This window comes from Billgrantia antri, from assembly GCF_019430905.1.
GTDB classification, from domain to species: Bacteria; Pseudomonadota; Gammaproteobacteria; order Pseudomonadales; family Halomonadaceae; genus Halomonas; species Halomonas antri.
In genome coordinates this window covers 302734-315081 of record NZ_JAHYCA010000002.1, presented here as the reverse complement: position 1 = coordinate 315081, position 12348 = coordinate 302734, and the positions used below count along the sequence as shown (strand labels likewise).

Below are 12348 nucleotides of genomic sequence, written 5' to 3'. Positions count from 1 at the left end.
TTGTCGGAGTGATAAATCGACAGCTGCCACTTTGCCGACCATCACCATATCGGGTTACCGGTCACTTGATTAGTCGGGCCAATAGGGAAATACTGTCCCATTGGCGGGACAGTTCCCGTGCGGCCGTTCTCGTCGACTCTCGCCCTGCAGTGTTGCCCTCCCCTGACATTGCAAGCACGGCACAGGACAACGACCATGCTGCAAGACCTCAACGATGCCCTGATCTTTGCCAAGGTCGTGGAGCAGGGCAGCTTCATCGCCGCCGCCAAGCAGCTGCGCCTTGGAAAGACCACCGTCAGCCGCAAGGTGCAGGACCTGGAACGCCGCCTCGGTGCCCGTCTGCTGAACCGCACCACCCGCAGGCTGAGCCTGACCGAAGCCGGCGCCATCTACTTCGATTACTGCAATCGCATCGCCCGCGACCTCGGCGAGGCGGAGAAGGCCGTGCATCACCTCGAGGAGAGTCCGCGCGGCTGGCTCAGGGTCACTGCCCCTTTCACCATGTGCACCGAGTTCACCTCGGTACTGATACGGGATTTCCGCCAGCTGCACCCCCAGGTGCGCATCGAGCTGGTGCTCTCCAACGAGCGCCTCGACCTGGTCGCCAACCAGATCGACGTCGCCCTGCGGGTCGGCGCCCTGCCGGACTCCAGCCTGGTGGCCCGCCCCCTGGCCCGCTTCCGCTCGTTCGTCTACGCCAGCGAGAGTTACCTCGCTCGCCATGGCGAACCTCGCACACCGGCGGACCTGGCTTCTCATGCCGTGCTGGCCAAGGCCATGGACCAGCGCGGCCAACGACATGTCTGGCAGCTACGCAACAGCGCGAGCCAGGAAAGCGTCGAGGTGGAAGTCGACCCGGTCGCCATCGCCAACGATCCCTTCGCCCTGCGCGGCATGCTCGAAGATGGCCAGGGCATCATGCTCGCCAATGAATTCGTCGTCTGCCTCGCTGCGGAAGCCACGCGGCCACGGCGCATCCTCGAAGGCTGGGAGGGCCCCGAAGTGGAGCTCAATGCCGTCTTCCCGGGCGGTCAGCTCATCTCGCCCAAGGTGCGTACCTTCGTCGACTTCGTGGTCGAGAGCATGCGGATCGAGAGCCTGTCGGCGCCCGAGCCGTGGCGGCCTCCGGTGTCCACCGACGCACCGGCCGAGGCCATCGACGAAACCGCATGATTCGACCAGGCGCCGCATTTCAGGGCGCCACGTCCAGCGGCTCTCCACGCCCGCGTTCGCTTTCCTCCTCGGTATCCAACCCCAGGAAGCCACCCGACTGACGCCGCCAAAGCGAGGCGTAGAGGCCGCCATTTGCCAGCAGCTCCTGGTGGGTACCGCTCTCGACGATGACACCTTCGTCGATGACTACCAGACGATCGAGCATGGCGATGGTCGACAGCCGATGGGCAATGGCGATCACCGACTTGCCTTCCATCAGGGCATAGAGCTGCTCCTGGATGGCCGCCTCCACCTCGGAGTCGAGCGCCGAAGTGGCCTCGTCGAGCACCAGGATCGGGGCGTTCTTGAGCAGCACCCGGGCGATGGCGATGCGTTGCCGCTGGCCCCCGGAGAGCTTGACCCCACGCTCGCCGACATGGGCATCCAGACCGCGACGCCCTTCGAGATCCACCAGTTCGTCAATGAACGTATCGGCATGGGCGCGGCGCACCGCTTCCCAGATCTCCTCTTCGCTGGCGTCGGGGCTGCCATAGCGGATGTTGTCGCGCACCGAGCGGTGCAGCAGCGAGGTGTCCTGGGTGACCATGCCGATCTTGCGGCGCAGCGACTCCTGGGTGACGCCGGCGATATCCTGACCATCGATCAGGATGCGGCCGCCCTCCAGGTCGTAGAAGCGCAGCAGCAGGTTGGCCAGGGTCGACTTGCCGGCCCCCGAGCGGCCGATTAGCCCGACCTTCTCCCCTGGGGCGATGTTCAGCGTGAGGCCATCGAAGACCCGGTTGGTCTCGCCGTCGGGGCGTGCATAGCCGAAGCGCAGCGCCTCGAAGCGAATCTCGCCACGCGGCACCGTGAGCTCGCCGGCACCGGGCACGTCCTTGACCGCCGGCTCACGGGCGATGGTGTTGATACCGTCCTGTACCGTGCCGATGTTCTCGAAAAGCCCCGCCACTTCCCACAGGATCCAGTTGGACATGAAGCGAATGCGCATCACCAAGGCAATGGCCACGGCGATGATGCCCAGCGACACGGCCTCGAGGTACCAGGCGCTGATGGCCACGGCCGCCACACCGGCCAGCAGCAGCGAGTTGAGCAGCGTCAGGCTCACGGTGAGTCCCGTGGCCAGGCGCATCTGGCGGTGTACAGTCACCATGAACTGCTCCATGGCTTCGCGGGCGTAGCCCTGCTCACGCCGCGTGTCGGCGAACAGCTTGATGGTCTGGATGTTGCTGTAGCTGTCGACGATACGCCCGGTCATCACCGCCCGCGCATCGGCCTGCTGCATGGAAACCCGGCGCAGCCGCGGCACGTAGTGGCGCAGGATCGCCACGTAGCCCACGAGCCACACCACCAGCGGCAGCATCAGCCAGGGCTCGGCTTGCCCCATCACCAGCATGGCGCCGGCAAAATAGACCAGTACGTAGACCATCAGGTCGAGCAGCTTGGTGACCGTCTCGCGGATCGCCAACGCCGTTTGCATCACCTTCTGCGAGACGCGTCCGGCGAACTCGTCCTGATAGAAGGCCAGGCTCTGGCTGAGCATGTGGCGGTGCGCCAGCCAACGGCCAAGCATGGGATAGTTGCCGAAGATGCCCTGATGCATCACCAGCGACTGCAGCAGAGTCAACAGCGGCAGGCCGACCGCCACCAAGGCCGCCATGCCGGCCAGACGCCAGCCGTATTCGGCGAAGAATCCCTCGCGCTCGGCCCCCGACAGCCAGTCCACCAGATCGCCCATGTAGCTGAAGAACACCACTTCGGCAGCGGACACCAGCGCCGTCAACAGCGCCATCGCCACCAGCAGCGGCAACAGCGGACGCGAGAAATGCAGGATGAACGCGCCGAGCCCTCGCGGCGGTGTCCCGCTCTGCCCCGAGGGATAGGGGTTCACCAGTGTTTCGAAGTAACGGAACATGACAACTCCATCGTCAGGGGAAGTACGAAAGATGACAGGCTGCAGGCTAAAACCTAAACTTAAATTGAGGTCAAGAAGAGCAAGAAAATAATTTAAAGTCAGCGAGCTGAAACCTTACGAGTCTCGTGCACGAGGGAAAAATCAAACTTGCTGATTTTACCCATCATGAACGCTTATCGGTAAACTTGTTTCTCCTGGATGGCTTGCCCAATGCCTGATGAAACGCTAAAAACGACTCCCCAGACGAAGCCAGGGAGACGGAAGATGCCAGCCCACCTCCAACGCGATCTCAGCGTCGGCGAAGTCGCGAAACGCAGCGGCCTGGCGGTATCCGCCATTCACTTCTACGAGGCCAAGGGGCTGATCAAGAGTCGCCGCAACGCCGGCAATCAGCGCCGCTTCTCGCGCGACGTGCTACGTCGTGTGGCGATCATCAAGGTCGCCCAGCGTACCGGCATTCCCCTGGCCGAGATCCGTACCGCCTTCGAGGACCTGCCGGACTTTCGCGCCCCCACCGCCGCCGACTGGAAGCGGCTCTCGACGAATTGGCGACACGCCCTGGACGAGCGGATTACCCGTCTCGCCCAGTTGCGCGACCAGCTAGACCACTGCATCGGCTGCGGCTGCCTGTCGATGGAGGATTGCCCACTGCGCAACCCTGAAGACCAGCTGGCCGCCGAGGGCTCGGGGCCACGCCTGCTCGAGCCCGATTGAACTACCGTTTAACCGTTCTGTTACGTTACCGACGGGACCTGCTATCTTGAGCTAAGCGCGCTTGGAGGGACCCGCCATGACCGACCCACTGATTCTTTATACGAACCCCATGTCCCGGGGGCGCATCGCCCGCTGGATGCTCGAGGAGGTCGGCGCTGCCTACCATACCGAGGTCGTGGCGTTCGGCTCCCCCATGAAGTCCCCCCAGTACCTTGCCATCAATCCCATGGGCAAGGTACCTGCGATACGCCACGGCGAAACGGTGGTGACCGAATGTGCCGCCATCTGCGCCTACTTGGCGGATGCCTTTCCCGAAGCCGGCCTGGCGCCGCCTCTCGCCGAACGCGGCGCCTATTACCGCTGGCTGTTCTTCGCCGCGGGCCCGCTGGAGGCCGCCATCACCGATCGCGACCTGGGAATGGAGCCCAATATCGCGCAGCAGGGCAGGGTCGGCTATGGCAGCATCGAATCGGTACTGGAAACCCTCGAGGTAGCCGTCAGCGCTCACGAGTTCATTGCCGGCCCGCACTTCAGCGCTGCCGATGTCTATCTCGGTTCACACATCGGTTGGGGGCTTCAGTTCGGCAGCCTGGAGTCATGTCCCGCCTTTGCCGACTACTGGGCACGGGTCAGTGAGCGCGAGGCGTACCGGCGTGCCAGCTCGCTCGATGCACAGGCCGCACGCCAGAACGCAAGCCCCCTCTGAACGTGAAGTGTTCAGCCGTACGACAAGGGTGACGACTCAGTGCTGTTCGAAGGGACGAGACCAGAGATCGTCCGGTTGATGGCGGCTGAGAATCTCCTCCGCCTCCGGTTTCGATTCGTCCGGCACGATCACCTTGATCTGATTGGCCTCCTTGTCGAAGTGGAGCTTCTCGCGCGGAAAATTCTTGGAGATAAGCTCGTCGTAGGCGTTGGTGGCCTTCATGAGATCCAGATAGGTTGCCGTTACCGTCTGTGTCATGATGTCCTCCTTCCGTTGGTTGGCTATTCAGACGACCGTCATCCCGTCCGTGCGGGATGTCCCTATCCCCTCCCAGTATAGTGGATAGCTCAAGGCGTCCAGTTCACTCAGGATGAGCACTCGTTCAGTTGCCAGTCGTTGTCCGTCAGCGGCTCGGCGCCGCTTGCCGTGACCCGCACGGTATCGCTGAGGCCCACGCCCCACACGCCCGGCACGCGCAGGCAGAGCGGCAGGTGAAAGACCATATCGGCCTCGAACTGCCGCTGCTGTCCGCGAGCAACATAGCCGCTGCCCTCGACCCAGCTGGGCGGGAACTGGGCCCCCACGGCATAGCCGAACACGCCAGAGAAAAAGACTTGATCGGCATGGGGGGCAAGCACGGCCTCGGCGGCCCGGGCGGCGTCATCGAAGGTATTGCCGGGGCGCATCGTGGCGCAGAGAGCCTCGAACAGGTCGCGACATACGTCCCGCCATGCCAGCATCGCCGGCGTGGCACGCCCCGCAACGACCGTCTTCATCATCGGCGCAGTGTAGCGGCGATAGGCTGAGCCGAACTCCAGGAAGACCGGCTCGTCGGGGGCAATGCGGTGACGCTGGTGGTTGACGTGGATCACACTGATGCGTTGGCCGGTGGTCACGATGGGCTGCATGCTCATGAACTCGCTGCCGGCCGCCAGCATGGCGCGCGCGCCCTCCGCTGCCACGTCGCTGTCCAGCATGCCGGCGGCTATGACCCGCGTAGCGGCTTCGAGCCCCAGCGAGGTGATCCGGGCGCTCTCGCGTAGGCAGGCAAGCTCCGCCGCGCTTTTGACGATGCGGATGCCATCAAGCAGTTCACCGCCATCGTCACGGAAGCGTTCGGCGCCCAGACGCGCCTGCAGTTCACGCAGCACGCCATGGCGCAACCCCGCGCCGTAGAGATCCAGGCCAATGGCCCGGAAAGGCGCCAAGGTGTCGGCCAACGGCTCGATCACCTCGCCGATGCCCTCCCAGCGATAGCCCAGCAGCTCGTCGACCCGCGCGGTGACCACTGCCGGTCCGGTCTCGATGGAGGGCACCTGCAGTACCAGGCGCTCGGCCGAGCACACGAGGCAGGTATGCACCGATACCTCGAAGGTGTTGTAGCCGGTCAGGTAGTAGATGTCGGCGGGGTCGGTCAGCAGCAAGGCGTCCAGCCCAACCTTGCGCATGGCGTCACGTACGCGGGCCAGACGAGCGTCGAACTCGCTTACGGGAAAGGCCAGCTCACTGGCCTCGAGTCGTGCCGCCAAGGCGTGGCGGTACTGATGGTGATCCATGACGCGGCTCCGACTGGCAGAAGAATCTCAAAGCAGTGTAGCCGTGCCCTGCAACCTGTCAGCCATCACCGAGACGAAATAGGGCTGTTCCCGAACAGGCCGGTTTCGTAGAATCCAGCCTCGTATCCGATGCAACAGGACAACGTTATGGGCAGGGCCTTTCAGAACCGCAAGGAATCCATGGCCAAGACGGCCGCCGCCAAGACCAAGGTGTACAGCAAGTACGGGCGCGAGATCTACGTCTGCGCCAAGCAGGGCGGCACCGACCCCAACGGCAACCTGACGCTGCGTGGCCTGATCGAGCGCGCCAAGAAGGACCAGGTACCCAGCCACGTGATCGACAAGGCGCTGGACAAGGCCAGCGGCGTAGGCGGCGAGGACTACTCAGCGGCTCGCTACGAGGGCTTCGGCCCAGGCAACTGCATGGTCATCGTCGACTGCCTGACCGACAACCCCAACCGCACCTTCGGCGACGTGCGCGCCTGCTTCAACAAGGCCAAGAGCAAGCTTGGCACCCCGGGCAGCGTGAGCCACATGTTCGACCACTGCGCCATTCTCGCCTACGCCGGCGATGACGAGGAGGCGGCGCTGGAAGCCTTGATGGAGGCCGATGTCGACGTGACCGACATCGAGAACGAGGAGGGTCGGATCACGGTGTTCGCCCCGCATACCGAGTATGCCAAGGCCAAGCAGGCCTTGATCGACGCCTTCGGCGAAATCGAATTCGAGGTCGACGAGATCCAGTTCGTACCGCAGACCACTACCCCCGTCGAGGGTGATGACGTCGCCATGTTCGAGAAGCTGCTCGACGCCCTCAATGATCTCGACGACGTGCAGAACGTCTTTCACAACGCCGACGTCAGCGCCTGACGCAAGACACCGCGCCCGGCTGGGCGCGGCGGCACGTTTCCTTCCTGGTGGGAAACGGCGGCGTTCAAGCTCCGCGTGACGGCGTGGAGCCGCCGCTCTCGCCAGGCTTCGCGCCAGACGTCTGGGACGATGCCGTGGACCGGCTCTCCGTAGCGCTGCTGGAGACACCGCTGCCGGTTCCCATACCGCCTTTGCCAGCGGCCGACTCGCGCCCCGCATTGCCCTCGGTAGCGGAAGTCGACCCCGCCTTGGCGTAGCGCTCTTCGCTCGAAGGGTTCTCCACATAGCCAGGTGCATCTGAATAGCTCGGCGAGTTCGACGATTGCGCCGTACGAGCCTCGTTCTTCAGCCGGTCGGCGGTATGGTGGACCTTTTCCTCGGCGCGCTCGAGCTGTTCCCGCCCAGCTTCCTCGGCACGCTGGAGGGCCTGATCGCGCATCTCTCCCAAATGACGGTTTTCGGCGCGTGTCGGCGAGAACAGACTGCCGAGCACGGCACCCATCGCGACGCCAAGGGCACCGGCGACGAGCGGATGGTCCTGGACGAAGTGGCTGGTCTGTGTCCCGGCATCACGAGCCCGGTGGCTGACGCTCTGCATGGCCGAATGCTGGCGATCACGCAAGCGAGAGGTCCGATCGCGCATCTGCCCGCTCATATGCTGGGCACGCTCTCGCATCTGGTCGCTGACATGCTGGGCACGGTCCCGTACCTGGCCGGCCATTTGCTGCGCTTTATGCGTCATGCCCTTCCCATGGCCGTGCTCCGCCCCGCCATGCTGGGGGGTGGCGCCGAATGCCGCAGGATCATGCCCCAGCGTCGTGGTGCCGGCGCCGCTCACACCGCCACCCGGCGCGGTACCCCCATCGGGCATTCTCGTGACGGGCATCGTGGATCCGGGGTAACCACCCGCGTATGGCTCACGGTCAGCATACTCATGATCGTGGCCGGAGCGGCGTTGCGCCAGCAGCAGCCAGCCCAGGCCGATGCCGGTCACCATGACGGGCAAAGGATTCTCACGGATCGTATTACCCAACGATGAGAGAGCGTTTTCTGCTCCGCCGTGACGGAGATACTCGTAGGTCGTATTCATAAGCGTTCGGGGAGAGAATTTCTCTTCGATTTCGTGAAGGGTTTCATCCAGACGCGTGCGCGCCTGATGGATTTCGTCCTCGATCTCGTCAGAGGTACGCCGATCGCGCTGGCTCATCTCACCTCCTCCTTGAGCGTCGCTTCATGCTCCTGAGTCAGCGCCTTGTCACGCCGCAGGCTCGCCATGGTACGCGTTGGCATCAGATTTTCCTGCTTGAGCTTCTTGCGCCCGGCTTGAAGCATGATGAAGCCGACCAGCACCACTACCCCACCGACGATAAGGGCGGAGAGCCAAGGCGTGGTGTCGGGAGGCAGCACGGTATTGAGACCGAAGACTGCCGCGGCAAGTAGAACCAGAAAACCGCTTAGAAGCACGGCGCCAGCGATGGCAATCGAGGCCAGAGCGCCCATGGCCTGGCTGGTTTTCTCGCCCATTTCCACCTTGGCGAGTTCGGTCTCCTTGCGTACCAGCGAGGTGACGTCACGTGCCAGATTGGTGAAAAGGGAGGCTACCGAAGTCTCCCCTGTCCGCATTCTGTTTTCCGCTTCCATGGTGTGTCGCCTCCTTTGCATCCCACAGCAGAGCATTCACTCGACGAAAGCCAACACTCTCGTCTCATATGCTGCGACTCAGGGTCTCGGTGCGTCGCCCTGGCTGGAGCTACGCATGAAGCGCGACAGCATGAAACCAGCCGCAATCGCGCCACCCATGAACAGCGCTGGATGCTGGCGGCTGTAGTGACGGGTCTGCTCCATCAACGCCTCCAGATCGCGCTCGCGCAGGGTTCGGGAAAAGTTATCGGAACGCTTGGCCAATTCATTGACACAACCGGAAAAATACGGCTGCTCCTGACGTTCGAATTCATCGGCCATTTTATGCAGCACCGTGGAGACTCGCTCGGCCTGGTCGGCTGCCGCAGCTTTCTGTCGATCCAGCAAGCCCTCGGCTTGCGCCCTTGCTGCTTCGCGCAGCTCGTCGCGGGTCTCTTCCGCTTGATGGCGGAGTTCTTCACGGTCGAGACCGTGCCGGTCACGCTCGCTGCCAACGCCAGCTTCACGGCTCGCGCGGCTATGGATATCGCTCATTCGCCACCTCCATGTTTTGCTAATGTCACAACCCGGAAAGGGCTCCATGCCCAAAAAGGTCTCATGCAACCCTGTCCAGTCCATACTCGACGCTTGGTTGACACTCGCAAAATAGTACGCATGGAGGGGCTGTCAATTGGCTTGACGCCCGGCCACCATCAACGACACAAAGCAGCAATACGCCGTTAATGAACATTACCCTGACGCGCTACGAACCCAACACTGGGTAACGCAAGGCACCGAGCCCTGACAGGCCATTGGCACGGGTATGAACGACGAGATAAAGTCGCGATGAATATCCCTTTCACTGCCTAAATGGGGCGTATGAAAGCCCGATAGGCCTCCCAGGCATCGGACACGCTGGCGTCGAGGAAACGCTCGCCGTGCTCGATGCTTGCCAGCGAAGGATCCGAGCCCATGCGACCGTCGGGAAAGCGACGCCGAAACTCGTCGGCATCGCATTGGGCACTGCCGCGAGGGGCGATGCGCGGCGACATGTCCACGTGCTTGACCGCCTCGGGCCGCGCGAACCAGGAAAGCGCCACCTCCGAAGCGGTGGCATGGGTGCCTTCGGCATCGCCGTAGAGCGATTCCGCCAGCTCGCGGACGCGCGAACCGGCGAACCAGTTGTGGGTCGTCAGGTGCAGTTCGCCCACGGGCTGCGGCCCGTAGCCCATGCTGCGTTCGGCATGGATCTCGGCAAAGGCCGCGCTCAGGGTCGCCACATTGCCACCGTGGCCGTTGAGAAAAAAGACATGGGTGAAGCCATGGCGTGACAGCGAGATCACGGTATCGCGCAGCACGGCGATCAGCGTACTGGGGCGCAGACTGATGGTGCCGGGAAAGGCCAGATGATGCTGAGCCATGCCCAGGTTCTGGGTCGGTGCGACCAGCACCCCGTAACGCTCGCCGACTTCCCAGGCAACCGTCTCGGGACAGATGGCGTCAGTACCCACCAGACCGTTGGGGCCGTGCTGCTCGGTGGAACCGATCGGCACGATGATGCCGGTCTCACGTCGCAGGTAGGCGTCGACCTCCTGCCAGGTAGCATGTTGCAGCCGCATGTCGTCTCCTTATGATGCATCCTTGCCATTGCTGGGTTCGCTGCCCATCACACCTGCCTTGGCCCAGTTCTCGCCATCCACTTCATGGAAGAATACCTGAACGCTCTGCTCCGAGACGCCATAAACCTCACGGAAAGCGTCGGTGATACGGCGCGCCAGCTCACGCTTCTGCGCCAGTTCGCGCGGGAACTGCTGAATGGTCACGATGGGCATGTCGGCTCCTATAGGGCAGGTCGGGGAAAGGCTTCATGGTCGACCCAATGAGACCTTCCCGCAACCTTGAACCTGACATGGCGCCCTAACTACTACGACGACGAATCGCTGTACTCCATGCGCGACCAGAGGCTGCCCTGCAACAGGTCGCAGCCCTGCTCGCGCAGGTAGTCGGCCTGCTGTCGCGATGCGACCCCGTTGGCCGCTACGCGCACGCCCAGCTCATGCCCCATCGTGATGACCGAGCGGATGACCGCCTGGCGGCGTGGGTTGTCGAGGCAGTCGTCGATGAACGACGCATCGAGCTTGAGCGTGTCGATGGGAAGCCGGCTCAAATGTCCCAGAATGGAATGGCCGCTGCCGAAGCCGTCGATGCTGAGCTTCACGCCCTTCGCCTTGAGCCGTTCGAGCAGAACGCAGGCATGATCGGGATCCTGTATCAGCCCGGCTTCGGTCAATTCGATCTCGAGCAGCCCCGCCGGCAGGACGCTCTCGGCGAGCACCTCGCTGACACGCTCCGCGAGCATGTCGCCTGCCACGGCTTCGGCCGGCATGCCGACCACTACCCTCAATCCGGAGCCGGCCTCGAACCATGAACGGGAATGGCGGCAGGCTCTCGCCAACACCCAGGAACAGATTTCATCCAGTTGCCCGTTGTCGCGAGCTGCAGGCCACCATCGTGCCGCCTCGAGCACACCAAAACGTGGCGAGCACCAGCGCGGCTGAGCCAGCACGGCTACCACCTGGCCGCTGCGTGCACAGAGCACGGGGCGGTAGCGCAGTTCCAGCTCTCCGCGCGGCAAGGCATCGCGCAGCTCACTGCGCAGCGCTACGATATCGGGCCCGTCGTCGAGCAGTTCAGGCGAGAAGACGCAATGTCGCATATCGCCCCTGGCCTGGGCCTTGCGCCGGGCCAGATTGGCATGGCGCATCAGTTCGGTGACCGTGCCGCCATGATCAGGATACAGCGCCAGGCCGATACAACAGCTGGCAAACAGGGTTCGCCCGGACAGCTCGAAGGGCAGACGAGTATGCGCCAACAGCCGTTCGACGATGGACACGACCCCCTCCAGACCTGCCACGTCGGGTATCACGGCCATGATCTCGTCGCTATCCAGCCGGTAGACGCTGCCCTTGAAGTCGATCACGTCGCTGACCCGCTGGGCCATCAGACGCAGGCAAGCGTCACCCATCGGCCTGCCCAGCGAATGGTTGATCTCCTTCAAGCGATCGATGTCGATGTGCAGTATGGCGACCTTCGCATGCCGCACTGCGGCATGGGCCAGCAAGGCGGCGAGCCGATGTTCGGCATGGCTGCGCGTGGCCAAGCCGGTGACGTCATCGCGATAGGCCGGGGCGGCCGGATCATGGGATCGGCGTTGGGTGGCAAGCTGGCGCATGAGACTCCCTTCCCCACGGGATGCAACGGACCATTCGAGTATTAGAAAATAAAGTGGTCCCTTGAACGACTGCATTCACGCCAAGGTCATTATCGTTATTCCATACTCTTGCTTTCAGATATCATGCTATTTGGACCTCGTCAAAAGGAGATTTGTAACACTGGATTTTATTACTTTAGGGCTTTATGTCACCTTTCTTTGCCCTTTTTTGATGGAAGGCCGCCCCGGAAATTACGCAATCCAACTTATTTGCAACATATTGATACAAATTGCATCTGCTTCTGGATCTAGGGTTGATAAAGGGACCTAATATTAGCTCAGGGAGGAACCAGATAATGCCCGCTAAATCCGAAGCCCAGCAAATGGCGGCAGGCGCTGCTCTTGCTGCCAAGCGTGGCGAAAAAAAGGTCAGCGAACTCGAAGGTGCGTCGAAGCAGATGTACGAATCGATGGACGAAAAGGAACTCGAGAAAATGGCTTCGTCCAACCGCAAGGACAAGCCCGCTCACAACCGCAAGTCGTAATCGCACCGCAGTGGCCGCCTTCTGCAAGCAGCGTCTAGGCT

The 12348-nt window shown here is 62.8% G+C and carries 14 protein-coding genes; 5 read left to right on the top strand and 9 right to left on the bottom strand.

Going from position 1 to position 12348, the window contains the following annotated elements:
• Positions 1 to 195 precede the first annotated feature (195 nt).
• A complete protein-coding gene (locus KPL81_RS05815) occupies positions 196 to 1173 on the top strand; it encodes a LysR family transcriptional regulator (protein ID WP_209476298.1) in 978 nt (325 codons plus the stop codon).
• A gap of 19 nt (positions 1174 to 1192) precedes the next feature.
• On the opposite strand, the gene KPL81_RS05810 is transcribed toward KPL81_RS05815, so the two are convergent.
• The gene (locus KPL81_RS05810) at positions 1193 to 3085 is read right to left on the bottom strand and encodes an ABC transporter ATP-binding protein (protein WP_219791041.1); all 1893 of its coding nucleotides are present in this window, start codon (positions 3083 to 3085) and stop codon (positions 1193 to 1195) included.
• 264 nt (positions 3086 to 3349) lie between these two features.
• Between KPL81_RS05810 and soxR the strand changes: the two genes are divergently transcribed.
• Together soxR and KPL81_RS05800 are read left to right on the top strand one after the other, a co-directional pair.
• Entirely contained in the window at positions 3350 to 3799 is a 450-nt protein-coding gene (soxR, locus tag KPL81_RS05805) for a redox-sensitive transcriptional activator SoxR (protein WP_240549072.1), read from the top strand.
• A 76-nt stretch (positions 3800 to 3875) separates the two neighbouring features.
• Positions 3876 to 4505 carry a glutathione S-transferase family protein gene (locus KPL81_RS05800; protein ID WP_219791040.1) on the top strand — a complete coding sequence of 210 codons (630 nt, stop codon included), beginning with the start codon at positions 3876 to 3878 and terminating at the stop codon, positions 4503 to 4505.
• A gap of 36 nt (positions 4506 to 4541) precedes the next feature.
• On the opposite strand, the gene KPL81_RS05795 is transcribed toward KPL81_RS05800, so the two are convergent.
• Positions 4542 to 4763 carry a hypothetical protein gene (locus tag KPL81_RS05795; protein ID WP_209476290.1) on the bottom strand — a complete coding sequence of 74 codons (222 nt, stop codon included), beginning with the start codon at positions 4761 to 4763 and terminating at the stop codon, positions 4542 to 4544.
• A 107-nt stretch (positions 4764 to 4870) separates the two neighbouring features.
• Positions 4871 to 6061, bottom strand: a complete 1191-nt coding sequence (locus KPL81_RS05790) for a M24 family metallopeptidase (protein WP_219791039.1) — start codon at positions 6059 to 6061, stop codon at positions 4871 to 4873.
• A gap of 147 nt (positions 6062 to 6208) precedes the next feature.
• Here KPL81_RS05790 and KPL81_RS05785 point away from each other — a divergent pair, with 147 nt between their 5' ends.
• Positions 6209 to 6931 (top strand): YebC/PmpR family DNA-binding transcriptional regulator, encoded by a 723-nt coding sequence (locus KPL81_RS05785; protein ID WP_219791038.1) that lies wholly within the window; start codon positions 6209 to 6211, stop codon positions 6929 to 6931.
• A gap of 64 nt (positions 6932 to 6995) precedes the next feature.
• Here KPL81_RS05785 and KPL81_RS05780 read toward each other — a convergent pair whose 3' ends face one another.
• The 6 genes from KPL81_RS05780 to KPL81_RS05755 form a co-directional block, all read right to left on the bottom strand.
• Positions 6996 to 8138 (bottom strand): DUF3618 domain-containing protein, encoded by a 1143-nt coding sequence (locus KPL81_RS05780; protein ID WP_219791037.1) that lies wholly within the window; start codon positions 8136 to 8138, stop codon positions 6996 to 6998.
• Positions 8135 to 8554 carry a phage holin family protein gene (locus KPL81_RS05775; protein WP_240549071.1) on the bottom strand — a complete coding sequence of 140 codons (420 nt, stop codon included), beginning with the start codon at positions 8552 to 8554 and terminating at the stop codon, positions 8135 to 8137. Before KPL81_RS05775 ends, KPL81_RS05780 begins: the two co-directional genes overlap by 4 nt.
• Before the next feature lie 96 nt (positions 8555 to 8650).
• A complete protein-coding gene (locus KPL81_RS05770; RefSeq protein ID WP_219791035.1) occupies positions 8651 to 9106 on the bottom strand; it encodes a hypothetical protein in 456 nt (151 codons plus the stop codon).
• Between the two features lie 311 nt (positions 9107 to 9417).
• Entirely contained in the window at positions 9418 to 10170 is a 753-nt protein-coding gene (locus KPL81_RS05765; protein WP_219791034.1) for a creatininase family protein, read from the bottom strand.
• A gap of 9 nt (positions 10171 to 10179) precedes the next feature.
• Positions 10180 to 10383: a tautomerase family protein gene (locus tag KPL81_RS05760; RefSeq protein ID WP_219791033.1), complete on the bottom strand. Its 204-nt coding sequence runs from the start codon at positions 10381 to 10383 to the stop codon at positions 10180 to 10182.
• Between the two features lie 92 nt (positions 10384 to 10475).
• The gene (locus tag KPL81_RS05755; protein ID WP_219791032.1) at positions 10476 to 11783 is read right to left on the bottom strand and encodes a putative bifunctional diguanylate cyclase/phosphodiesterase; all 1308 of its coding nucleotides are present in this window, start codon (positions 11781 to 11783) and stop codon (positions 10476 to 10478) included.
• A 335-nt stretch (positions 11784 to 12118) separates the two neighbouring features.
• On the opposite strand from KPL81_RS05755, the gene KPL81_RS05750 reads away from it, so the two are divergent.
• Entirely contained in the window at positions 12119 to 12307 is a 189-nt protein-coding gene (locus KPL81_RS05750; RefSeq protein ID WP_219791031.1) for a DUF3008 family protein, read from the top strand.
• Positions 12308 to 12348 lie beyond the last annotated feature (41 nt).